The organism is Roseateles sp., assembly GCF_047654805.1.
Classification (GTDB): Bacteria; Pseudomonadota; Gammaproteobacteria; order Burkholderiales; family Burkholderiaceae_C; genus Pelomonas.
In genome coordinates this window covers 5,291,217-5,312,969 of record NZ_JASGIV010000001.1, presented here as the reverse complement: position 1 = coordinate 5,312,969, position 21,753 = coordinate 5,291,217, and the positions used below count along the sequence as shown (strand labels likewise).

Below are 21,753 nucleotides of genomic sequence, written 5' to 3'. Positions count from 1 at the left end.
CCTGAGGACGAGGATTGGCTGGAATCCAGACAGTGCCGGCATTCCAGACGGCAAAACCGCGGGTTAGCTCGCAAGGGTTTGCGTGGGGTTTGCCCCGTGTTGGCGCAGGCATGGCTTTTGCGCTTAGGGGGCCTGGCACCCAAGACAACAAACCAGGAGACAAGCCATGCCCCGACGCCATCCGGCGCGTTCGCGCCTGCATTTCGCCATCCTCGCCGGCCTCGGCGCGGCCGCTGTTCTGCCCGCGGCCGCCCAGACCGCCCCCGCGGCCGAACCGGCTGTGACGACCCTGGACGTCGTCAAGGTCACGGCGCGCAAGCGCGAGGAGACGCTGCAGGACGTGCCGGTAGCCGTCACGGCACTGACCGCCGACCAGCTCGACAAGCTCGCCATCAAGGACCTGGGCGACCTGCAAGGCCAGGTCCCCAACCTGACCATCTACGCCGCACGCGGCAGCAACACGACCCTGACCACCTTCATCCGCGGCGTGGGCCAGGCCGACCCGCTGTGGGGCGTGGATCCCGGCGTGGGCATCTACTTCGATGACGTCTACATAGCCCGCCCACAGGGCGCGCTGCTGGATGTCTACGACGTGCAGCGCGTGGAAGTGCTGCGCGGCCCGCAGGGCACGCTGTACGGCAAGAACACCATCGGCGGTGCGGTGAAGTACGTGTCCAAGCCCCTGCCCCAGCAGACCGAAGGGCAGGTGACGCTGGCCGTGGGCAACTACGGCCAGGTGAACGCCAAGGGTGCCGTCGGCACGGCTGTCAACGACGGGCAGTTCCGCTTCCGCATCGCCGGAGCCAGCCTGAACCGCGATGGATACGGCAAGAACCTGACCGATGGCAGCCCCGTCAGCGACCAGGCGACTACCAGCGGCCGCGTGTCCCTGGGCTGGTTCCCGACAGGCTCGACCTTCAGCGCCCAGGTGTCTGCCGACCGCACGCGCGACAACTCGCACATGCGCGGCTTCCAGCGCCTGAACGTGAACCCCTCCGATCCGGCGAAAACGCCACCCACGGCCGGTCGCTACGACATCGCCAGCGGCATGCCCAACGCCAACTACACGAACAGCGAGGGCGAGTCGCTGACGCTGAACTGGGGCGCCAGCGCCGACTGGAGCCTGAAGTACATCCTGGCCCATCGCGCATCCGACACCGACACCAGCATCGACTTCGACGGCCTGCCCGCCAAGATCGCCGACGTGCGCGCCGAATACCACGACAGCTCGCAGAGCCATGAGCTCCAGGCCATCTACGAGGGTCAGAACCATTCGGGCGTCATCGGCCTGTACTACTTCGATGGCCGCGCTGGCGGCACGGTACGCAACAACTTCTTCAACCTGCTGTTCGGTACCACCAATGGCACCGTCTTCACCAAAGGCAAGGCCATCTACGGTGATTGGAGCTGGCGCCTGACGCCACAGTTCGCGATCAGCGCGGGCCTGCGCTACACCGACGAGTCCAAGCGTGCGCGGGTGCTGAACCTGGGCTTCCCGAACGCAAACTTCGGCCCCACGCCCATCTCCGTCGCGGCCGACTTCGACAAGACCCGCTCCGTCACCAACACCTCGCCGCGCCTGTCGCTGGAATACAAGGCCAGCGATGCCGTCAAGCTCTACACGACGGCCTCGCGCGGCTTCAAGAGCGGCGGCTACAACATCCGCGCCCAGGCCGTGGCCGTGCCGCGCTCGGCCGAACCCTTCCAGGACGAGAAGCTGGACTCGCTGGAGTTCGGCGCCAAGATGGTGTTCGACGAGGGTCGCCTGGAGCTGAACACGGCGCTGTTCCACAACAAGTACAAGAACGTTCAGTTGTCGGTGTTCACGTCCTACATTGGCGCCAACGGCCAGCCGGCCTTCTTTGGCGACTTCACGAATGCCGGCAAGGCCACCATCAATGGCGCCGAACTGGAGTTCGTGTGGCGGCCCACCACGGCCTGGCGCCTGAGCGGCAACCTCGCCGCCCTGAACGCCAAGTACGACGAGTACCTCGACGGCGGCGTCAACGTGGCCAGCCAGAAGAAGTTCAGCAACACGCCCAAGTTCCAGGCCGGCCTGAACATCGAGCACGAGGCCAAGCTGGCCGTGGGCACGTTGCGCTCGCGCCTCGGCGTCACGCACCGCACCAAGGTCTACCCGACCACCGACCTTGCCGAGTCCCTGGCCCAAGACGCCTACACGCTGGTCAACGCCGGCCTGATCTGGGAGAAGGACAGCAAGCTCAGCTTCTTCCTGCAGGGCAGCAACCTGACCAACAAGGCTTACAAGACCGACGGCTACAACATCGCCGCCCTGGGCGTGCTGGACGCCTTCTACGGGGCACCGCGCACCGTCACGATCGGCGGCACGCTCAAGTTCTAGGCCGGTGAAGCCTCAGAGCTTTGCGGGCGGCCCGGCGGGCCGCCCGTTCTCGCTTCAGGATGACCGGGCGGCGCGGTACATTGCGCCGGCCATGCCGCTGTCCAAAAGCCAGACACCCGCCGCGCTCGACATCCCCCAGGACGTCGACGGGCTGTTGCGCCTGGCCGCGCAGTCCATGTTTGACGTGCTGGCCCGCTCGACGGAAGGGATGATGGTCATCGACCGCAACCACCGCGTCGTATGGATCAGCGACGGCTACAAGCGCTTCCTGCCGGCCCTCGGATTCGCAGACGAGCGCGAGTTCGTCGGCAAGCGCGTGGAGGACGTGGTCCCCAACACTCAGATGCTGCAGGTGCTTGAGAACGGCAAGCCCGTCCTGGTGGACCTGCTGACGAACAAGGCAGGCACCTTCCTCGTCAGCCGCCTGCCGCTGAGGAACGACGCGGGCGAGGTCATCGGCGCGCTGGGCCTGGTGCTGCTGGATCATCCCGAGACGACGATGCAGCCGCTGATCCAAAAGTTCGCGCGGCTGCAGCAGGAGCTGGAGGACACGCGCCGCCAACTGGCCGCGCAACGCCGGCCCAAGTACACAATTGCCAGCTTCATAGGAACCAGCCCCGCGGCGCTGGAGGTCAAGCGTCAGGCACGCCGCGTAGCCCAGACCGACTCCACCGTGCTGCTGCTGGGCGAGACCGGCACCGGCAAGGAGCTGATGGCGCACGCCATTCACTCGGCCTCGCGACGTGCTCACCGGCCGCTGGTCAGCGTGAACATCGCCGCCGTGCCGGAAACGCTGCTGGAGGCCGAGTTCTTCGGCGTCGCGCCTGGTGCCTACACCGGCGCCGACCGCAAGGGCCGCGATGGCAAGTTCAGGTTGGCCGACGGTGGCACGCTGTTCCTCGACGAGATCGGCGACATGCCGCTGGCCCTGCAGAGCAAGCTGCTGCGCGTGCTGCAGGAGCAGGAGGTGGAGCCTCTGGGCAGCAATACTGTCATGCGCGTGGACGTGCGCGTCATCGCCGCCACCAGCCGCGACCTGGCCGCCATGGTTGCGGCCGGCCAGTTCCGGGCCGACCTCTACTACCGGCTCAACGTCCTGCCCATTCGCGTGCCGGCGCTACGCGAGCGGCTGGAAGACATCGAGGCGCTGGCCGAGGCGCTGGGGGAGGACATCGCCCGCCGCAGCGGCATGCCGCAAAAGCTGCTGAGCCCCGACGCCATCGAATGGCTCATGCAGCAGGCCTGGCCCGGCAACATCCGCGAGCTGCGCAACACGCTGGAGCAGATCAGCCTGATGAGCGATGACATGCAGCTGACCGCCGCGCATTTCCAGGGCGGTGCGGCGTTGCCGGCCACGGTCGACTCGCCCGTTGTTCCGCCCCAGCAGGTGGCAGCAGCGCCCACGGTGACGACGGCGCAGGCCGTCGCACCGTTGCCCGAACTCATCGAGGCGCTGGAGCGCGACGCCATTGCCCGCGCACTGCAGGCCACCGGCGGCAACCGCATGGCGGCCGCGCGGCTGCTGCAGATCTCGCGGGCGTCGCTGTATGAAAGGCTGGCGCGCTGGCCGGACCTGGAAGTCCAGCTTTCGGACAACGCCTGAAATTCAGACACTCATGTCCCGCCTAACGGCGTAAAACCTGGGGACAACCCGGACGAAATCCGTGCCCGGCAACCCTTCCCTGCCGGGCACGGCCCTTGCACAAAGGGAAGACACCGTCTGCCAACAGAGCAGATGAAAACGAAACCCAGGAGACAAGCCTCATGCGCCCTATCACGCGCCGCTTTGCCCTCGCCGCAACCATCCTCGCGGCCGCACTCCCCGGCCTTGCGCCGGCCGCCGGTACAGAGATCCGCATCGCCCACGTCTATAGCAAGACAGGCCCGCTGGAGGCCTACGGCAAGCAGACGCAGATCGGCCTGATGATGGGCCTGGACTACGCCACCGGCGGCACCATGACCGTGGCGGGCAAGAAGCTGGTCGTCATCGAGAAGGACGACCAGGGCAAGCCCGACGTTGGCAAGAGCCTGCTGGCCGCTGCCTACGGCGACGACAAGGCCGACATCGCCGTAGGCCCCTCGTCCAGCGGTGTCGCGCTGGCCATGCTGCCGGTGGCGGAGGAGTACAAGAAGATCCTGCTGGTGGAGCCGGCCGTGGCCGACTCCATCACCGGCGAGAAGTGGAACAAATACATCTTCCGCACCGGCCGCAGCTCCAGCCAGGATGCGCTGGCCAACGCCGTCGCGTCGGACGTGGCGGGCCTGAACATCGGCGTGCTGGCCCAGGACTACGCCTTCGGCCGCGACGGCGTGAAGGCCTTCAAGGAAGCGCTCAAGAAGGCCAGGATCGTCCACGAGGAATACCTGCCGACGGCCACCACCGATTTCACCGCCGGCATCCAGCGCCTGGTCGACGCGTTGAAGGACAAGCCGGGCCCCAAGGTCATCGCCGTCGTTTGGGCCGGCGCCACGACGCCCTTCCCGGCGCTGGCGGCGCTGGACCTTCAGAAGCGCTACGGCATCGCGGTGGGCTCGGGCGGCAACATCTTGCCGGCCATGACGGCCTACAAGCAGTTCCCCGGCATGGAGGGCGCCACCTACTACTACTTCGGCATCCCGAAGAATCCGGTCAACGAATGGTTGGTGGCCAACCACTACAAGCAGTTCAAGCAGCCGCCCGACTTCTTCACGGCCGGCGGCATGAGCGCGGGCATCGCCCTTGTGGAGGCGCTGAAGAAGACCGGTGGCGACACGACCACCAACAAGCTCATCAAGACCATGGAGGGCATGAGCTTCGAGACGCCCAAGGGCAAGATGACCTTCCGCCCCCAAGACCACCAGGCCATGCAGTCCATGTACCACTTCCGCATCAAGGCGGACCCTGCCTTCCCGTGGGGCGTGCCGGAGCTGGTGCGGGAGATCAAGCCCGAGGAAATGAACGTGCCCATCCGCAACAAGCGCTGACGGTGGACGACGGCCCGTGCTCGAGACCAAGAACCTGACGATACGCTTCGGCGGCCATGTGGCCGTCGACGGCGTGTCCTGTGCCTTCCAGCCCGGCACGCTGACGGCCATCGTCGGCCCCAATGGCGCCGGCAAGACGACCTACTTCAACCTGATTTCAGGCCAGCTGGCCGCGACCAGCGGCGAGGTGTGGCTGGACGGCGAGAACCTGACGGGTCAGCCGGCACCGGCCCGCACGCGGCGCGGCCTCGGGCGTGCCTTCCAGCTGACGCAGTTGTTCGCCCACCTGACCGTGCTGGAGAACGTGCGGCTGGCTGTGCAGGCCAGGCACGGCAAGGGTCTGCGCATGCTGTCGGTGTGGTTGTCGCACCGAGAGCTGATCGCCGAGGCGCAGGCTATCCTGGAACGCGTGCGCCTGGCCTCGCGCTCCGACGACCTCGCCGCCAGCCTGCCGCATGGCGACCAACGCAAGCTCGAAGTCGCGATGTTGATCGCGCTGGACCCCAAGGTCTATCTGTTCGACGAGCCCACCGCCGGCATGAGCGTGGACGAGGTGCCCGTGGTGCTGGACCTGATCCGCGCGCTGAAGGCGGAGAAGAAGCACACGCTGCTGCTGGTGGAGCACAAGATGGACGTGGTGCGCGAGCTCGCCGACCGCATCATCGTGCTGCACCAGGGCAAGCTTGTCGCCGACGGCGACCCTGCCACCGTCATCGCCTCGCCCATCGTGCAAGAGGCCTACCTGGGGGTGGCTGCATGAACTTGTTGCAACTCCAGGGCGTCCACACCCACGTCGGGGCGTACCACATCCTGCATGGCGTGGACCTCGAAGTGCCAGCCGGTCAGGTCACCATGCTGCTGGGCCGCAACGGCGCCGGCAAGACCAGCACGCTGCGCACGTTGATGGGCCTGTGGACGGCCAGCAGCGGAGCAGTCACGTTCAAGGGCGAAGACATCACCCGGCTCGCCACGCCCGACATCGCTTCGCGCGGCATCGCCTACGTGCCCGAGACCATGGGCATCTTCGGCGAGCTGAGCGTGGCGGAGAACCTGCTGCTGGCGGCCCGTGGCGCCAAGCGCATTGCCGACCTCGACACCAGGCGCCTGGACTGGCTGTTCGGTCTCTTCCCCGCGCTGAAGACCTTCTGGAGCCATCCGGCTGGCAAGCTGTCGGGCGGGCAGAAGCAGATGCTGGCCATTGCCCGCGCCATGATCGAGCCGCGCGAGCTGCTGGTCATCGACGAGCCCAGCAAAGGCCTGGCACCGGCCATCGTGCAGAACCTCATCACGGCGCTGCGCGAGCTCAAGGGCACGCAAACGACGGTGCTGCTCGTCGAGCAGAACTTCCGCGTCGCCGCCGAACTGGGTGACCAGGTGGCCGTCATGGACGACGGCCGCATCGTGCACCGCGGCGCGATGCGCGAGCTGATCGAAGACTCCGGCCTGCAGCAGCGCCTGCTGGGCCTTTCGCTGGCTGCCCACCAATGAAGCTCGACCCCCGCCCCCTCGCGCTGCTCGCCGCACTGATGCTGCTGGCGCTGCCACTGACTGGCAGCGCCAGCACCTGGCTCAACCTGACCCTGGCCGGCCTGGCCATGGGCCTCATCATCTTCGTCATCGCCTCCGGCCTGACACTGGTCTTCGGCCTGATGGACGTGCTGAACTTCGGCCACGGCGTGTTCATCGCGCTGGGCGCCTTCATGGCAACGACAGTGCTGGCCGCACTGGCGCCCTGGGCGAGCAGCCCCGACGTCTTCGCCAACCTCGCTGCGCTGGCTGCCGCGTGCCTGGCCGGAATGGGCATCGCGGCGGCCGTGGGCGTGGTGTTCGAGCGCGTGCTGGTGCGGCCCGTATACGGCCAGCACCTGAAGCAGATCCTCATCACGATGGGCGGCATGATCATCGGCGAGGAGCTGATCAAGGCAACCTGGGGACCGGCCATGATCCCCCTGCCGCTGCCCGAGGCGCTACGCGGCATCTTCCTGGTCGGAGACGTGGCGGTAGAGAAGTTCCGCGTGCTGGCCATGGTCATCGGCCTGGTCGTGCTCGTCGCGCTGCTCTTGGTGCTGAACCGCACCAAGATCGGCCTGCTCATCCGCGCCGGCGTACAGGACCGAGAGATGGTGGAGGCGCTGGGCTACCGCATCAGGCGCCTCTTCGTCGGCGTCTTCGTCGCCGGCTCCGCGCTCGCGGGCCTTGGCGGGGTGCTGTGGGGATTGGTACAGCAAGGCGTCACGCCGCAGATCGGCGCCCAGGTCAACCTGCTGCTGTTCATCGTCATCATCATCGGCGGCCTGGGCTCCACGCTGGGCTGCCTGGTCGGCGCGCTGCTGGTGGGGCTTGTGGCCAACTACGCCGGTTTCCTGGCGCCCAAGGCGGCCCTCTTCTCCAACATCGGGCTGATGGTCGCCATCCTGCTGTGGCGCCCGCAAGGCCTCTACCCGGTAGGAGCCAAGTGATGCGCGCGCTGCTGTCCCATGACCTGCCGCGCAGCCGCATCCTCGGCGCGCTGCTGATCGCCTGCTTCGTCGGCCTGCTCGGCGCACCCTTCATTTTCCCGGGCACCCAGGCACTGAACGTCGCTGCCAAGATCCTCGTCTTCATCCTGCTTGTCGCCAGCTACGACCTGCTGCTGGGCTACACCGGCATCGTCAGCTTCGCGCACACCATGTTCGTCGGCATAGGCGCCTACGGCATCGCGATCGCGTCGACTCGTCTGGGGCCTGACTGGGGGTCGCTGAGCATCGGTTTCGCCGCCGCCCTCGCATTGAGCGCCGTGCTGGCGCTGGCCATGGGACTCGCCAGCCTGCGCGTGAAGGCCATCTTCTTCGCGATGATCACGCTGGCCGTGGCTTCGGCCTTCATGACGCTGTGCTCGCAGCTCAGCGACTTCACGGGCGGCGAGGATGGGCTGAACTTCCAGCTGCCAGAGCTGCTTCGCCCGTCGACCGAATTCATGGAAGAACCGGTGCTGGGCGTCATGCTCGACGGCCGGCTGCTGACCTACTACCTGCTCTTCGTCGCGGTCGCAGCCCTCATCGTCGTGCTGTTGCGCATCGTCAACTCGCCCTTCGGCCGCGTGCTGCAGGCCATCCGCGAAAACGAGTTCCGTGCCGAAGCCATCGGCTACCGGCCCGTGGTGTACCGCACCGGCGCCAACGTCATCGCAGCGCTCCTGGCCTGCTGCGGCGGTGCACTGCTGGCGCTGTGGCTGCGCTACACCGGCCCCGAGACGGCCATGAGCATGGAGATCATGCTGGACCTGCTGCTCATCGTCGTCATCGGCGGCATGGGAACGGTCTACGGCGCCATCATTGGCAGCGTGCTCTTCATCGTCGCGCAGAACTATCTGCAAGCGCTACTCAAGGGTGCAGGCACGCTGGTCGAGGGCGTGCCGGTGTTGAGCACCCTGGTCGCGCCGGACCGCTGGCTGCTGTGGCTGGGTCTGCTGTTCGTGCTGGCCGTCTACCATTTCCCGGGCGGCGTCGTCGGGCGGCTGCGGCTGGCGGCATGGAAGCGAGGGGGGGCCCGCACATGATGCGCTCGCGCTACCTGACCTGCCTGGGTCGCGAGATCCACCTCACCGAATGGGGCGACGCGGGCTTGCCACCGGTCATCGCCTGGCATGGCCTGGCGCGCAGCAGCCGCGACTTCGACGACTTCGCGACAGCGCTGGCATCACGCTGGCACGTCATTTGCCCCGACACCCTGGGCCGCGGCCTGTCTCAATGGGCCGTCGACCCCGCGCGCGAGTACTGCCTGGAGTTCTACGTCGAGCAGGCCGAGGCGCTGCTCGATCAACTGGGCCTGCAGAAGGTGCACTGGGTAGGCACGTCCATGGGCGGTGCCATCGGAACGCTGGGCGCGGCGACCCGGCTGCGCGGCCGCATCAAGCGGCTTGTGCTGAACGACAACGGCCCCGAGCTGGCCGCGCCGGCGTTGGCACGCATCAAGGCCTATGCCGGCCTGCCACCCAGCTTCGCGGCCGTGACTGAGCTGGAGCGCTACTTCCGCGAGATCTACGCGAGCTTCGGTCACCTGAGCGACATGCAGTGGCGCCACCTGACCGAGACCTCGCTGCGCCGCCTGCCCGACGGCCGAGTGACCACGCACTACGACCCCGCGATGGTCCAGCAGTTCGACCACCATCCCGACGACTACCTGCTGTGGAGTGCCTGGGACCAGCTCGACCTGCCGGTGCTGTGCCTGCGCGGCGAAGACTCGACGCTGCTGACCGCCGAGACTGCCCAGGCCATGCGCGAACGAGGCCCGCGCGCGGCCGTGGCGCTGATCCCCGGCTGCGGCCATGCACCCGCGCTGAACACGCCCGAGCAGATCGGCCTGATCGAGCGCTTCCTCTCCGCTGACCAAACCCCGTGAATGCCCGTAAGCCAGTCTCGCGCCTGAGGGCCTAGAGTCGCGCAGCAACCGGTAAGTCCATGAGTGAATACATCCTCGAGACCCAGGACCTGACCAAGGAGTTCAAGGGCTTCACCGCCGTGGACGCCGTGAACCTGCAGGTGCGGCGCGGCCACATCCACGCGCTCCTTGGCCCCAATGGTGCAGGCAAGACAACCTGCTTCAATCTGCTCACCAAGTTTCTGACGCCCACGCGCGGCCGCATCGTCTTCGCCGGTGCGGACATCACTGGCGAGACCTCGGCCCAGATCGCGCGCCGCGGCGTCATCCGCAGCTTCCAGATATCGGCCGTCTTCCCGCACCTCACTGTGCTGGAGAACGTGCGCATCGGCCTGCAGCGCTTCACTGGCACGAGCTTCCACTTCTGGAAGGGCCTGACGGGGCTGAAGACGCTTGACGCCAAGGTGCTGACGCTGCTGGAGCTGGTCGACCTGCGCGACATGGCGAACGCGCGCGCCGCCGACCTGCCCTATGGCCGCAAGCGCGCGTTGGAGATCGCCACGACCATGGCCATGGAGCCGCAGCTGATGCTGCTGGACGAACCCACGCAAGGCATGGGTCACGAGGATGTTGACCGCGTAACGGCCCTCATCAAGCGCGTGGCCGAAGGCCGCACTGTGCTGATGGTCGAACACAACATGAAGGTCGTCGCGAGCATCGCCGACCGCATCACCGTACTGGCGCGCGGCGCCGTGCTGGCCGAGGGCGACTACGCCACGGTGTCCAAGCATCCGGCCGTGCTCGAGGCCTACATGGGCACCGAAGCCACCGAACTGCAGGGAGCCCACTGACATGGCCACGCCTGCCCTCGAGATCACCGGCCTCCACGCCTGGTATGGCGAGAGCCATATCCTGCACGGCATCAACCTGAGCGTGCAACCCGGCCAGGTCGTCACGCTGCTGGGCCGCAACGGCGCCGGGCGCACGACGACGCTGCGCGCCATCATGGGCCTGACCGGTGCGCGCAAGGGCTCGATCAGGATCCACGGCGACGAGGCCATTGCCCTCCCTCCCCATCGCGTCGCCCGGCTAGGCATCGGCTACTGCCCCGAGGAGCGCGGCATCTTCGCGTCGCTGACGGCGGAGGAGAACCTGCGCCTGCCGCCGCTGCTGAAGAGCCGGCGCGGCAAGGTCATGAGCGAGGCCGAGATCTACGCGATGTTCCCCAACCTCGCGGAGCGCCGCCACAGCCCCGGCACGCGGCTGTCGGGCGGCGAGCAGCAGATGCTCGCCGTCGCGCGCATCCTGCGCACGGGAGCCGACATCTTGCTGCTGGACGAGATTTCCGAAGGTCTGGCCCCCGTCATCGTCCAGGCCCTGGCCCGCATGATCCGCGAGCTGAAGAAGCAGGGCTTCACCATCGTCATGGTGGAACAAAACTTCCGTTTCGCCGCCCCCCTGGCCGACCACTTCATCGTCATCGAGCACGGCGAGGTCGTGCTCTCCTTCCCCGCAGCCGACCTGCCGGCCCACCAGGCCCAGATGGACGAGTTGCTCAGTGTTTGAACCCACGAAGACTCACACCCAGGAGACAACATCCATGAAAGCGATTCGCACCACCCTCGCCTCAGCCGCTCTCGCCAGCTGCGGCCTTGCCGCCCAGGCCCAAATCTCCGGCGACGTCATCAAGATCGGCTTCCTGACCGACATGTCCAGCGTCTACGCCGACATCGACGGCGCCGGCGGCGTGGAGGCCATCAAGATGGCCATCGCCGACATGAAGGGCAATATCGGCGGCAAGAAGATCGAGCTGATCTTTGCGGACCACCAGAACAAGGCCGACATCGCCAACGCCAAGGCCCGTGAGTGGATAGACACCCAGGGCCTGGACCTGCTGGTAGGTGGCACCAACTCCAGCGCAAACCTGGCCATGGCCACCGTCGCGGCCGAGAAGAAGAAGCCCTTCATCTCCATCGGCGCCGGCAGCTCCGCGCTGACCAACGCGAACTGCACCCCGTACACCATCCACTACGCCTACGACACCGTCGCGCTGGCCCGCGGAACGGTCAACCCCATGGTCAAGGCCGGCGGCAAGAGCTGGTACTTCCTGACCGCCGACTATGCGTTCGGCGCCGCGCTGCAGGCCGATGCCACCGCAGTCATCCAGAAGGCCGGCGGCAAGGTGGTGGGTGCCGTCAAGCACCCGCTCAACGCAAACGACTTCTCCTCCTTCCTGCTGCAGGCCCAGGGCTCGGGCGCGCAGATCCTGGGCCTGGCCAATGCCGGCGGCGACACCATCAACTCGGTCAAGGCCGCCAACGAGTTCGGCATCACCAAGACGATGAAGCTGGCCGGCCTGCTGATGTTCATCAACGACATCCACTCGCTGGGTCTGAAGACCGCCGAGGGGATGTACCTGACCGACTCCTGGTACTGGAACCAGAGCCCCGAGGCCCGCGCCTGGAGCCGTCGCTTCTTCGAGAAGATGAAGCGCATGCCCTCGTCGCTGCAGGCCGCCGACTACTCTGCCGTCACGCATTACCTCAAAGCCGTCGAGGCGCTCAAGACCGACGACGCCGACAAGGTCGTCGCGAAGATGAAGGCCACGCCCATCAACGATTTCTACACCAAGGGCACCATCCGCAAGGAGGACGGCCGCGGCGTGCATGACATGTTCCTGATGCAGGTGAAGTCCCCCAAGGATTCCACCGAGCCCTGGGACTACTACAAGGTCGTCTCCAAGATCCCCGGCGACGAGGCCTTCACCAGCCTGGCCGACAGCAAGTGCCCGCTGGTCAAGAAATGACCCACTCCCGCTGCACCGCGCACCCGCCTTCAAGGGAGCCCACCCGGTGGCCCGGCAACGCCGGCTCCACGGGTGCCGCTTGAGGGGCGGGCACGCGGTGCACGGCCCTTGAATGCTGACTGACACGACGGCGCCACTGACATGACCGAGATCTTCGGTATCCCCCTGCCGGCCCTGCTGGGCCAGCTGCTGCTGGGCCTGGTGAACGGCTCGTTCTACGCGATGCTGTCGCTGGGACTGGCAGTCATCTTCGGCATGCTCAACATCATCAACTTCGCCCATGGGGCGCTGTACATGATGGGAGCCTTCTTCGCCTGGATGGGGCTGGAGTACCTGGGGCTGAACTACTGGCTCATGCTGGGCCTGGCGCCACTGGCCGTGGGTCTTATCGGCATCGTCATCGAACGCACCATGCTGCAGTGGCTCTATAAGCTGGACCACCTCTACGGCCTGCTGTTGACCTTCGGCATCACGCTGGTCATCGAGGGTGTGTTCCGCAGCTTCTACGGTGTGTCTGGCCAGCCATATTCGGTGCCGGATCAGCTCACCGGCGCCACCAACCTAGGCTTCATGATCCTGCCCAACTACCGGGCCTGGGTCGTCGTCGCGTCGCTGGTGGTGTGCTTTGCGGTGTGGGCGTTGATCGAAAAGACGTCGCTGGGCGCAAAGCTGCGCGCCGGTACCGAGAACCCCAAGCTCGTGCAGGCCTTCGGCATCAACGTGCCCGCCATGGTCACGTTGACCTATGCCGGCGGCGTGGCGCTGGCAGCCTTCGCCGGCGTGCTGGCCGCGCCCATCCTGCAGGTGTCGGCGTTGATGGGGTCCAACCTCATCATCGTCGTGTTCGCCGTCGTCGTCATCGGCGGCATGGGCTCCATCCTGGGCTCCATCCTGACCGGCCTGGGCCTGGGGTTGATCGAAGGCCTCACCAAGGTCTTCTACCCGGAGGCGTCAAACACCGTCGTCTTCGTCGTCATGGCCATCGTGCTTCTGGTCCGCCCGGCGGGCCTGTTCGGAAAAGAGAAATGAACAAGAAGCTCATCGGCTACGCCGCGCTGTTCGGCGCCATTGCGCTGCTACCCATGCTGAGTGCCTACCCCATCTTCGTCATGAAGGTGCTGTGCTATGCCCTCTTCGCTTGCGCCTTCAATCTGCTGATCGGCTTCACCGGGCTGCTGTCCTTCGGCCACGCTGCCTTCCTGGGCACGGCCGGCTACGTCTGCGGCCATGCACTCAAGGTCTGGGGCCTGCCCACCCCTCTGGGCCTGGTCGCCGGAACGGCCGCCGCGGCCGCTGTGGGCCTGCTGTTCGGCCTGCTTGCCATTCGCCGCTCAGGCATCTACTTCGCGATGATCACGCTGGCGCTCGCGCAGATGCTGTACTTCTACTTCCTGCAGGCACCCTTCACTGGCGGCGAGGACGGCCTGCAGGCAGTGCCGCGAGGCAGCTTCCTCGGACTGAATCTCGAGAACGACCTGGTGCTGTTCTACGTCGTGCTGGGCCTGTTCATCGCCGCCTTCTGGCTGATCTACCGCACGGTGCATTCGCCCTTCGGGCAGGTGCTGACCTCAATCCGCGAGAACGAGGCCCGCGCCACCTCGCTGGGCTATGACACGGCCCACTTCAAGCTGCTGGCCTTCGTGCTGTCAGCCGCGCTGGCCGGCCTGGCCGGCGCCACCAAGACGCTGGTGCTGGGCTTCGCGACGTTGACCGACGCGATCTGGACCACCTCGGGCCTGGTCATCCTGATGACGCTGGTAGGTGGCATGGGCACGCTGGTGGGGCCCATGGTGGGCGCTCTGGTCATCATTGCGCTGGAAAACAAGATCGGCGACCTCGGCAACCTGCTGGCCGACGTCACCGGCATCGCCTGGTTCAACGGCCTGGGCGAGTCGGTCAGCCTCGTCACCGGGCTGATCTTCATCGTCTGCGTGCTGGCCTTCAGGCGCGGCCTGGTGGGAGAGGCGATGGCGCTGTGGGAGAAGCTGGCAACGAAGCGGCGCGCCGCCTGAAGACCAGCACGTTGCCAGCCATCACCAGTGCCAGGCCCACCAGGGCTGGCGCCGTCCAGCGATAGCCCTCGGCCCAGGTCGACACGTTCAGCGCGACGACCGGAAACAGCACGGTGCTGTAGGCCGCCCGCTCCGGACCCAGCCGTCCCACCAGCGTCAGATAGGCCGTGAACCCGATCACCGAGCCGGGGATGGCCAGATAGAGCCAGGCACCAACATAGCGCGGGCTGGTGTCGAACGCCAATGGCAGTCCTGCCGCCAGTGCATAGGCCAGCAGCAGTGCGGTGCCTACGGCCATGCCCCAGGCATTGGTCTGCACGGGCCTCAGTCCCTGGCCCTGCAGCGCGGCCGACAGCAAGTTGCCGGTCGAGAAGCACAGCGTACCTCCCAGCGCCCAGGCCAGGCCGGCCAGCGTCGCGGCACCCGCATGGTGGCCGACGATCTCGGGCCAGAACAGCAGCAGTAGGCCCGTCAGGCCCAGCGCACCGCCGGCCATCACCTGCGGCACGATCGCCCGGCCATGCACCAGCCGGGCCAGCAGGGCGTTCCATAGCGCCGCGCTGGAGAACACCACGGCCACCAGCCCGCTGGCCAGCGTCTGGCTGGCCTTCAGGAAGCAGACGAAGTTCAGACAGAACAGGCACACACCCTGGGCCAGCACCCAGCCCAGCGCCCGGCCGCGCGGCACAACCAGCTGCCTCCGCCAGGCCAACCAAGCAAACAGCAGCAGCGCCGCCAGCCCGAAGCGATAGGCGATGGACAGCGCGATGGGCACGGGGCCTAGCTGCCACTTCAAGGCGATCCACGTCGTGCCCCAGATCAGCACGACCAGCACATAGAGAACGGCATTCATGCCGCCAGCATGGCCCGCCGGCCGCCGTCGCGGTTGCACATTCCTGCGCATCGCCGCACCTCCTCCGGTGCCGGCCGGCACCTTGGCCCTAGCATGGCGCCATGCTCGCCCCCACCGCCGGTGCAACCCCACAACAGCCCGTCTTCGACGCGCTGGGGCGCTCCAGCGCGCGCCGCGAGCGCGAGCTGGCGCTGTCCGACGGACTGCGCCTGGTGCAATGGTGCAACCACGGCGGCCGCATGGACTACCGGCGCCCCGGGCATCACACGCTGTCCGTCTACCTGCAGGGCGGCCACGATACGCATCTGATCGAGACACCCCAGGAAACCGGCGCCCCCGGTCGACACTGCATCCTTCCGGCAGAGCATGAATCGCACTGGAACGTGGCGGGGCCGCTGCGCTTCGTCCACCTCTACCTGTCGGACGGCAGCTGGGCCGACCGCGTCGTGCGACTGCTGGATGCCGAGCCCCGAGCGATCACGCTGGAGCAACGCATATTCGGCCGGGACGACACCCTGTCGGCCTGGGCGCAGGGCGTGGCCGCACGCGACTGGCAGGATCCGGCCGAGCGCCTGCGCATCGACGCGCTAAGCCAGTCCGCGCTGGACCACCTGGTGCTGCAGGCTGCGCGGCCGCGCGAGCGGCAGCGGGCCGAACGTCCGGCGGGCGGCCTGTCCAGCGCGGCACGGCGGCGCGTGCTGGACTTCATCGATGCCCACCTGGACGGCCCTGACCTCAACCTGCCCGGCCTGGCAGCCCAGGCGCATCTGTCCGAGTTCCACTTCGCCCGCATGTTCCGCGTCTGCATGGGCTGCAGCGTGCACGACTGGGTGGCCGCCCGCCGCCTGGCCCGCGCCCGCACACTGCTGCGCGGGACAGCGCTGCCGCTGGCCGACATCGCTGCAGCCTGCGGCTATGCCGGCGCCAGCCACCTCAGCCGGCACGTCAAAGCCACCACCGGCGCCACGCCAGGACAGCTGCGACGCACCCTGTGCGGTGACTGACTGCTGCCACCACGCCGTCAGCATTCACAAGCGACTTAGGGGGACCACGCCGCGCCCGAATGGCCCACCATCGGGGCATGGTCACGTCCGCCCGCTTCAAGTTCACCGCGACCCTGCTGGTGTCGGTGGCTGCCGTCGTGCTGACGCTTTTCGTGCCCGGCGAGAACGACTCGGCCGACAGCCCGATCCACACCGCCAGCGTGCTGCCGCCACCCCAGCGCTGAGTCCTGGCCCCGCCCGGGCGTGACAAACGACGCCACCAGCCCGCTGCCGAAGAGCCTGCGCGAGAAGCACGGCAGCCAGCGGCGCGATGATCGGCGTCCCTGACGTAGCGCCATCACCCCGACGATGAACGAGCTGTTGACCTGGACCCTGGCCCCCGCCGCGGTGGCCGTCGTGCTGCTGTTGCTCTGGGTGGGCAAGCGCCGCCAGCGCCGCGCCCAAGACGCCGCCGAGCAGCGCGAGGCCCACCGTATCGCGCAGGAGGCGGCCGAACACGCCGCACGACAGCAGCGCGCCGAGGAGGCGCGCGTCGCGGCCGAACGCGAGGAAATCGCCCGGTTTGAAGCCCAGGCCGCCCGCGACGCCGCTGCGGCCGCGGAGGCCCGGCGCCTCGCCCAGGAAGCAGCCACCCGCCAGGCCGAGGCCCGCCGCCGGGCTGAACAGCAGGCCGAAGCCGAACGGCTGGATCGCGAACAGGCGGCACGCGAGGCCGCGGAGGCGGAGCGGCTGGAGGCAGAGCAACTGGCCCGCGAAGCCGAAACCCTGCGGCTGGCCGCCGAGCACGCCGAGGCAGAACGTGAAGCCGCCAGACGCCTGGTGGAACAAGAGGCCGCCGCGCGGGAGGCCCTTGAAGCCGCCCGCCAGGCTGCCGAGCAAGCCCGGCGCCGAGCCGAGGCCGAAGCGGCCGCCGCCGCACAAGCCACCCGCGCGCTGCGCGTCGACGAGACCCTGGTGCTGGTGGCCGACGACTCCAAGATCGTCCGGGTCAAGATCAGCCGCCTGCTGGCCGCCCAGGGCTATCGCATCGCACTGGCCGAGAGCGGCGAACAGGCGCTGGAGCTGATGGCCGCCGAGCGCCCACATGTGCTGATCACCGACGTCGAGATGCCCGGTATCGACGGCTTCGAGCTGACCCGCCAAGTGCGCGCCAGCGTCGCGACTGCGGAACTTCCCGTGCTGATGATCACGTCCTCCGACGACAAACTGGACGAGGCCCGCGCGGCCGGCGTGACCCAGCTGCTGGGCAAGCCCTATTCGGAAGAGGCGCTGATCGCCGCCATCGAGGCCGCCAGGGTGGCGGTGCGCGTGCCCGCCACCCTGGACTAGCCGGAGCCCCGCGGGTATGGAATTCCAACGCTTCACCGCCCCCGACGCCACGACACTGGAAGCCAGCATCGCCGAGCACCGGGCCAGGCTGGCAGCAGCTCGGCAGGCCGGGGACGAGCCCGCCATCGCCGAACACGCGGCCGACCTCGGCGCCCTGCTCACCACGGCGCGGCGCGAGGCGGAGGCGCTGGTGCTGCTGCGGACCCAGCTGGACCGCATCCAGGCCTTCTCCGGCCTGGAGATGGCTGGCTGGTTCTGGAATGCCTATGCCACGGCGCTGCAGTACAACGGCCTGCGCGGGGAGGCCAACGCGGCCTTTGCTCAGGCACTGGCCCTGTCGTGCGCCGGTGGCTGGCGACGCCTGCAGTCCTTCGTGCTGCAGCACTGGGGCCGCAACCTCGTCGAGCAGGGTGACCTCGACGCCGCACAGGCGAAGTTCGAGCAGGCGCTGGCCATCCGCCGCGAGCTGAACGACCCGCGCACCGCCTCTACCGAACAGGCGCTGGCCGGCCTGGCTGAGCTGCGCGCCCGGCAGGCCCAAAACGGCCCCGCACGTTGAACACCATGCCCGCACCAGAACCCGCCTCCTCGCTGCCGCTGCTGCAAGGCACTTGCCACTGCGGCGCCGTGCGCCTCACGCTGCCGGCCGCGCCGGACAAGGCGACCCGATGCAACTGCTCTCTGTGCCGTCGCCTGGGCGGCCTGTGGGCTTACTACGAGTTCGGCAGCGTGACGGTGGAGGGCCACCCCGAGCACACTGCCGCCTACATCTGGGGCGACAGGACGCTGCGCACGCTGCGCTGCGTCCACTGCGGTTGCGTGACGCATTGGGAGCCGCTGGTCCCCGAGGCTGGGGCCCGTCATGGCGTGAACCTCAACAACTTCGACCCGCGACTGGTGGCGGCAGTTCAGGTGCGGCGCTTCGATGGAGCGGATTCATGGACGTTCCTGGATTGAGCGTAGTCGCGAGGGGTCGGCCCGTCTTGACTCGTCGAGTTTGAGAGCCCCTGGCAAACAGCCTCTCGGGTGATCCCGACTGGTTGCCGGTGCGCGACTGGGAACAATCCGCCGGAGCTGTACCGATTTAGCCGTGTTCCTGAGCGACCTTCGCGAGCGTTTGACTGCACACGATCAAGCACGCGCGGTTCGTGAGTGATCACGCCCCCGCTGCGCACTTCCGAGGCCATGAATGGATATCGCCTTTGGCGCGCTTGTGCTTGCGCTTTGCTTGGCTCCCGCGTTGACCTTCCGCGCCGCCCTCCGGTCCGGGACCGATGGCAGCAGCAGCCCTGAAGCCGTGGAGCCCACGTTTCTGACTCTTGGCGAAGAGCTGCGCTGGCTGCTGCCGCTCAGCCTGACCATTCATCTTGTCGCGATCGCAGTTTCTGACCAGTTGGGATATTCAATCGACTGGGTCTCGTTCCTGTCGCTGCTCACCGGGAATGATGACCTGGTCAAGTCAGCCATTCCCAAACTCGCTGATAGCGTTTCACTGGCCGCGACCTATGCGGTCGCCACCGTGTGTGGCTCCCATGCATTGGGCAGCACTGCTCGATTCATTGTTCGACGGACTCAGCTCCATCGCCGATTTGGATGGTTCGAATATCGCAGTCGCTGGACCTATCTCTTGCGTGCCGAAACGCCGACCGTCTCGACTTCCCCCCAGCCTGACTATCTCGTCCTTGAGCTGTTCATGTCGGGCTCGGATGAACCGCGGCGATACAGAGGCGTGCTCGATAGCTTCTGGCTGGATGCAAGTGGTGAGTTGACCGCTGTTGGTTTGAATATTCCGATGCTGAACGGATCGGTCGACTCTGCGCATGAATTTGCAATCATCGATTGCAGGCAGGCCGAAGTGGCAGTGATTCAAGGCATGAAGATCGAACCGCTAGCCAGCACGCTCGATCCCGTGGCTCACGAGCTTGAGGAGCCTCCCCTCAACCCCTCACCGCCGCCAGCAGCCTCCCAATGAATTCGTTCAACGCCGGCCCGTTGTCTATCCAACGCACCACGGCCACGAGGTCATTTTCCCAGTCGATATAAATGATGTTCTGCCCGTTGCCGCGGAAGGTCACGCTGCTCTCGGGCGCCGCCGGCAAGGCCTTGCGACCGGTATTGAGGAACCAGTTGCAGTAGCCGTATTCGACATTGGCAGGCCCCGGTGCGCGGGCCTTGGCAATCCAGTCACGCGATAGCAGCTGGCGGCCGTCCCATTCGCCCTGACGCAGGAACAGGTAGCCAAAGCGGGCCAGGTCCCAGGCGTCGATGAACATGCCACCGCCCCAATGCCCGCCGCCGGAGACGGACTGCATGCGCTGCCCGTCCAGCTCCACCCAACTGTTGTCATAGCCATGCCAGCGCCAGCGGCCGGACGCACCGATGGGATCCATGACCTGCTCTCGCAGCACTTCGGGCAGCGGCCTGCGCCACACCTGCAGCGCAGCCAGCGCCAGCACGTTGACACGCACGTCGTTGTACTTGGTCGGCCCTGCAAATTTCTATTCCACCAACTCAGCGCAGCGTGAAGGCGAGCCGGTGATCGATGGCCGTTGATCGGCCTGAGGCGGTCGCGGAGCGATGCAGGGCCAGCCAGGCCAATGCAGCGAGGCTGCGCAAGTACAAGAGAAGGGCCGCCAGGCCCAGACGCACGATGGCACGCAGCAGCCAGCGGATGTTGAAGCCGGCCGCGCACAGCACGGCGTGCAAGGCGTCGCCCTCGCTGCCCTTGAGCCAGCAGCGATGCATCCCGTTGTCGTGCTTGGTGTGGCCGATCACCGGCTCGATCGCCTGACGACGCTTCAGCCAGCGGCGCTGCGTGTTGGTCAGCGTCTTGTGCTTGCCGCGATGGATCACCTGCACCGGCGCGACCTCGTGATCCACGCCGCGGTAGCCCAGATCGACGATGGCCGTCGTGGGCTTCACACCGAGGTCCTGCAGCAGCACCGTGGTCTGCTCGATTTGTGCGGCCAGGGTGTGGCCGTCGAACGGGTTGCCGGGGAAGCTCCTGGCGCCCACCATGAGGCCTTGCCTGTGCGTCACCGCCAGGCTCACCTTGCAGCCGAACTCGTAGGGTTGGCGGGCCTTGCCCTTGCCGATGCACTCCGCCTCCGGCGCGTGCAAGGCGTAGAGCTTGCCCTTGTCGTGCGGACGCTGTGTGCGGATGCGCTCGGCCCGCTGCAGCCAGATGTTCAGCTGATCCTGGGCCTGCTGCGGCAGCGTCACCATCTTGCGCTGCACGTCGCGCAGCAGCGCCCCGAGGATCGTTCGCTGGCGGCGCAGCACGCGCTTCAAGCGCTTGAACTGCTTGGCGTGGGCATAGCCGGCCGCGCGCCGGCGCAGCGTCTTGCCCTCGCGCTGATGCGTCTGCTTGAGCTGCAAGCCCGCGCGCTGCGCCAGCCGCGCGATCTTCTCGCGCGCCACCTCCAGCAGCCGGCTGTCGGTCGGGTGAGCGATGGCCTTCTCCTGCACCGTGCTGTCGACGATCACGCGCTCGAACTCCGCGGGCCGGATCGCCTTCATGCCCACGGCCGCCTCGATCGTGGACTTCAGCAACTGCTCCACGCCGGCCTCGCCGAGCACCCGCCGGAAGCGCCCGATCTGCGTCGCGTCGCAGGGCAGCCGCGGTTCGAAGTACACCTGTCCGCTGAAGAACTGGAAGTACACGTCCTGGGCCCAGCGCTCGACCACCGACTCGTCGCTCTCGCCATAGGCGTGCTTCAAGTACAGCAGCGCCACCATCAGCCGGATCGGCAGCCGTGGGCGGCCACGCTGGCTCACGCCGGCTCCGGCCACCGCCAGTGTCGGGCCGAACAGGTCGGTGTCCTCGATCACACGGCCGGAGCGATCCTGGTGCGCGAACAGCGGCGCCAGCGACGCCTCGATCTGCGCCCACGGCATGCGCGTGGCCAGCACCGCCAGCGCGTGGCGCATGTCGATCATTTGCTCCAGGCGCGCGCGGAAGAAGTCGTCGGTGGCCATCGGCGGTGGTCTCCAAACTCCCAGGAACTGCGCGTCATTGCAACGCAAACTGGGAGTTCGGACTATCGGCGATCACCCGCAATGCC

At 67.2% G+C, this 21,753-nt stretch carries 22 protein-coding genes; 19 read left to right on the top strand and 3 right to left on the bottom strand.

Annotation, left to right across the window (positions count from 1 at the left end; all coding sequences use genetic code 11):
- Window positions 1–166: 166 nt before the first annotated feature.
- From QM732_RS24015 to QM732_RS23955, 13 genes are all read left to right on the top strand, one after another.
- Window positions 167–2,362 (top strand): TonB-dependent receptor, encoded by a 2,196-nt coding sequence (locus tag QM732_RS24015; protein WP_415658607.1) that lies wholly within the window; start codon window positions 167–169, stop codon window positions 2,360–2,362.
- 91 nt (window positions 2,363–2,453) lie between these two features.
- Entirely contained in the window at window positions 2,454–3,965 is a 1,512-nt protein-coding gene (locus tag QM732_RS24010; RefSeq protein ID WP_415658606.1) for a sigma-54 interaction domain-containing protein, read from the top strand.
- 161 nt (window positions 3,966–4,126) lie between these two features.
- The gene (locus tag QM732_RS24005; RefSeq protein WP_415658605.1) at window positions 4,127–5,326 is read left to right on the top strand and encodes a substrate-binding domain-containing protein; all 1,200 of its coding nucleotides are present in this window, start codon (window positions 4,127–4,129) and stop codon (window positions 5,324–5,326) included.
- 16 nt (window positions 5,327–5,342) lie between these two features.
- Entirely contained in the window at window positions 5,343–6,086 is a 744-nt protein-coding gene (locus tag QM732_RS24000; RefSeq protein ID WP_415658604.1) for an ABC transporter ATP-binding protein, read from the top strand.
- Window positions 6,083–6,814: an ABC transporter ATP-binding protein gene (locus QM732_RS23995; RefSeq protein WP_415658603.1), complete on the top strand. Its 732-nt coding sequence runs from the start codon at window positions 6,083–6,085 to the stop codon at window positions 6,812–6,814. Before QM732_RS24000 ends, QM732_RS23995 begins: the two co-directional genes overlap by 4 nt.
- Complete coding sequence (locus tag QM732_RS23990; protein ID WP_415658602.1) at window positions 6,811–7,785, top strand: branched-chain amino acid ABC transporter permease; 975 nt, start codon at window positions 6,811–6,813, stop codon at window positions 7,783–7,785. Before QM732_RS23995 ends, QM732_RS23990 begins: the two co-directional genes overlap by 4 nt.
- Entirely contained in the window at window positions 7,782–8,864 is a 1,083-nt protein-coding gene (locus QM732_RS23985) for a branched-chain amino acid ABC transporter permease (protein WP_415658601.1), read from the top strand. The genes QM732_RS23990 and QM732_RS23985 overlap by 4 nt, the downstream gene beginning before the upstream one ends.
- Window positions 8,861–9,706 carry an alpha/beta fold hydrolase gene (locus tag QM732_RS23980; RefSeq protein ID WP_415658600.1) on the top strand — a complete coding sequence of 282 codons (846 nt, stop codon included), beginning with the start codon at window positions 8,861–8,863 and terminating at the stop codon, window positions 9,704–9,706. Before QM732_RS23985 ends, QM732_RS23980 begins: the two co-directional genes overlap by 4 nt.
- A 59-nt stretch (window positions 9,707–9,765) precedes the next feature.
- On the top strand, window positions 9,766–10,536 hold the full coding sequence (locus QM732_RS23975; RefSeq protein WP_415658599.1) for an ABC transporter ATP-binding protein: 771 nt from the start codon (window positions 9,766–9,768) through the stop codon (window positions 10,534–10,536).
- A 1-nt stretch (window position 10,537) separates the two neighbouring features.
- Window positions 10,538–11,251 carry an ABC transporter ATP-binding protein gene (locus QM732_RS23970; RefSeq protein ID WP_415658598.1) on the top strand — a complete coding sequence of 238 codons (714 nt, stop codon included), beginning with the start codon at window positions 10,538–10,540 and terminating at the stop codon, window positions 11,249–11,251.
- A gap of 34 nt (window positions 11,252–11,285) precedes the next feature.
- Complete coding sequence (locus QM732_RS23965; protein ID WP_415658597.1) at window positions 11,286–12,491, top strand: ABC transporter substrate-binding protein; 1,206 nt, start codon at window positions 11,286–11,288, stop codon at window positions 12,489–12,491.
- 141 nt (window positions 12,492–12,632) lie between these two features.
- A complete protein-coding gene (locus QM732_RS23960) occupies window positions 12,633–13,520 on the top strand; it encodes a branched-chain amino acid ABC transporter permease (protein WP_415658596.1) in 888 nt (295 codons plus the stop codon).
- On the top strand, window positions 13,517–14,503 hold the full coding sequence (locus tag QM732_RS23955; RefSeq protein WP_415658595.1) for a branched-chain amino acid ABC transporter permease: 987 nt from the start codon (window positions 13,517–13,519) through the stop codon (window positions 14,501–14,503). Before QM732_RS23960 ends, QM732_RS23955 begins: the two co-directional genes overlap by 4 nt.
- Here the strand turns inward: QM732_RS23955 and QM732_RS23950 are convergent.
- Window positions 14,433–15,356 carry a DMT family transporter gene (locus QM732_RS23950; protein WP_415658594.1) on the bottom strand — a complete coding sequence of 308 codons (924 nt, stop codon included), beginning with the start codon at window positions 15,354–15,356 and terminating at the stop codon, window positions 14,433–14,435. The genes QM732_RS23955 and QM732_RS23950 overlap by 71 nt on opposite strands.
- A 101-nt stretch (window positions 15,357–15,457) precedes the next feature.
- On the opposite strand from QM732_RS23950, the gene QM732_RS23945 reads away from it, so the two are divergent.
- From QM732_RS23945 to QM732_RS23920, 6 genes are all read left to right on the top strand, one after another.
- Window positions 15,458–16,360: a helix-turn-helix domain-containing protein gene (locus tag QM732_RS23945; RefSeq protein ID WP_415658593.1), complete on the top strand. Its 903-nt coding sequence runs from the start codon at window positions 15,458–15,460 to the stop codon at window positions 16,358–16,360.
- A 77-nt stretch (window positions 16,361–16,437) separates the two neighbouring features.
- Window positions 16,438–16,584: a hypothetical protein gene (locus QM732_RS23940; protein ID WP_415658592.1), complete on the top strand. Its 147-nt coding sequence runs from the start codon at window positions 16,438–16,440 to the stop codon at window positions 16,582–16,584.
- A 124-nt stretch (window positions 16,585–16,708) separates the two neighbouring features.
- Window positions 16,709–17,689: a response regulator gene (locus QM732_RS23935; protein ID WP_415658591.1), complete on the top strand. Its 981-nt coding sequence runs from the start codon at window positions 16,709–16,711 to the stop codon at window positions 17,687–17,689.
- 16 nt (window positions 17,690–17,705) lie between these two features.
- The gene (locus tag QM732_RS23930) at window positions 17,706–18,248 is read left to right on the top strand and encodes a hypothetical protein (RefSeq protein WP_415658590.1); all 543 of its coding nucleotides are present in this window, start codon (window positions 17,706–17,708) and stop codon (window positions 18,246–18,248) included.
- A 5-nt stretch (window positions 18,249–18,253) separates the two neighbouring features.
- A complete protein-coding gene (locus QM732_RS23925) occupies window positions 18,254–18,646 on the top strand; it encodes a GFA family protein (RefSeq protein WP_415658589.1) in 393 nt (130 codons plus the stop codon).
- 232 nt (window positions 18,647–18,878) lie between these two features.
- Window positions 18,879–19,661: a hypothetical protein gene (locus QM732_RS23920; RefSeq protein ID WP_415658588.1), complete on the top strand. Its 783-nt coding sequence runs from the start codon at window positions 18,879–18,881 to the stop codon at window positions 19,659–19,661.
- Here the strand turns inward: QM732_RS23920 and QM732_RS23915 are convergent.
- Together QM732_RS23915 and QM732_RS23910 are read right to left on the bottom strand one after the other, a co-directional pair.
- Window positions 19,627–20,157 (bottom strand): hypothetical protein, encoded by a 531-nt coding sequence (locus QM732_RS23915; protein WP_415658587.1) that lies wholly within the window; start codon window positions 20,155–20,157, stop codon window positions 19,627–19,629. The genes QM732_RS23920 and QM732_RS23915 overlap by 35 nt on opposite strands.
- A 43-nt stretch (window positions 20,158–20,200) precedes the next feature.
- A complete protein-coding gene (locus QM732_RS23910; protein WP_415654708.1) occupies window positions 20,201–21,667 on the bottom strand; it encodes an IS5 family transposase in 1,467 nt (488 codons plus the stop codon).
- Window positions 21,668–21,753: the final 86 nt, after the last annotated feature.

What these genes read in the sequence shown, in the direction of transcription:
- QM732_RS24015 (WP_415658607.1), top strand. Translation starts at nt 167, where the DNA reads ATGCCCCGACGCCATCCGGCGCGTTCGCGCCTGCATTTCGCCATCCTC.
- QM732_RS24010 (WP_415658606.1), top strand. Translation starts at nt 2,454, where the DNA reads ATGCCGCTGTCCAAAAGCCAGACACCCGCCGCGCTCGACATCCCCCAG.
- QM732_RS24005 (WP_415658605.1), top strand. Translation starts at nt 4,127, where the DNA reads ATGCGCCCTATCACGCGCCGCTTTGCCCTCGCCGCAACCATCCTCGCG.
- QM732_RS23995 (WP_415658603.1), top strand. Translation starts at nt 6,083, where the DNA reads ATGAACTTGTTGCAACTCCAGGGCGTCCACACCCACGTCGGGGCGTAC.
- QM732_RS23990 (WP_415658602.1), top strand. Translation starts at nt 6,811, where the DNA reads ATGAAGCTCGACCCCCGCCCCCTCGCGCTGCTCGCCGCACTGATGCTG.
- QM732_RS23980 (WP_415658600.1), top strand. Translation starts at nt 8,861, where the DNA reads ATGATGCGCTCGCGCTACCTGACCTGCCTGGGTCGCGAGATCCACCTC.
- QM732_RS23975 (WP_415658599.1), top strand. Translation starts at nt 9,766, where the DNA reads ATGAGTGAATACATCCTCGAGACCCAGGACCTGACCAAGGAGTTCAAG.
- QM732_RS23970 (WP_415658598.1), top strand. Translation starts at nt 10,538, where the DNA reads ATGGCCACGCCTGCCCTCGAGATCACCGGCCTCCACGCCTGGTATGGC.
- QM732_RS23965 (WP_415658597.1), top strand. Translation starts at nt 11,286, where the DNA reads ATGAAAGCGATTCGCACCACCCTCGCCTCAGCCGCTCTCGCCAGCTGC.
- QM732_RS23960 (WP_415658596.1), top strand. Translation starts at nt 12,633, where the DNA reads ATGACCGAGATCTTCGGTATCCCCCTGCCGGCCCTGCTGGGCCAGCTG.
- QM732_RS23955 (WP_415658595.1), top strand. Translation starts at nt 13,517, where the DNA reads ATGAACAAGAAGCTCATCGGCTACGCCGCGCTGTTCGGCGCCATTGCG.
- QM732_RS23950 (WP_415658594.1), bottom strand. Translation starts at nt 15,356, where the DNA reads ATGAATGCCGTTCTCTATGTGCTGGTCGTGCTGATCTGGGGCACGACG.
- QM732_RS23945 (WP_415658593.1), top strand. Translation starts at nt 15,458, where the DNA reads ATGCTCGCCCCCACCGCCGGTGCAACCCCACAACAGCCCGTCTTCGAC.
- QM732_RS23940 (WP_415658592.1), top strand. Translation starts at nt 16,438, where the DNA reads ATGGTCACGTCCGCCCGCTTCAAGTTCACCGCGACCCTGCTGGTGTCG.
- QM732_RS23935 (WP_415658591.1), top strand. Translation starts at nt 16,709, where the DNA reads ATGAACGAGCTGTTGACCTGGACCCTGGCCCCCGCCGCGGTGGCCGTC.
- QM732_RS23930 (WP_415658590.1), top strand. Translation starts at nt 17,706, where the DNA reads ATGGAATTCCAACGCTTCACCGCCCCCGACGCCACGACACTGGAAGCC.
- QM732_RS23925 (WP_415658589.1), top strand. Translation starts at nt 18,254, where the DNA reads ATGCCCGCACCAGAACCCGCCTCCTCGCTGCCGCTGCTGCAAGGCACT.
- QM732_RS23920 (WP_415658588.1), top strand. Translation starts at nt 18,879, where the DNA reads ATGGATATCGCCTTTGGCGCGCTTGTGCTTGCGCTTTGCTTGGCTCCC.
- QM732_RS23910 (WP_415654708.1), bottom strand. Translation starts at nt 21,667, where the DNA reads ATGGCCACCGACGACTTCTTCCGCGCGCGCCTGGAGCAAATGATCGAC.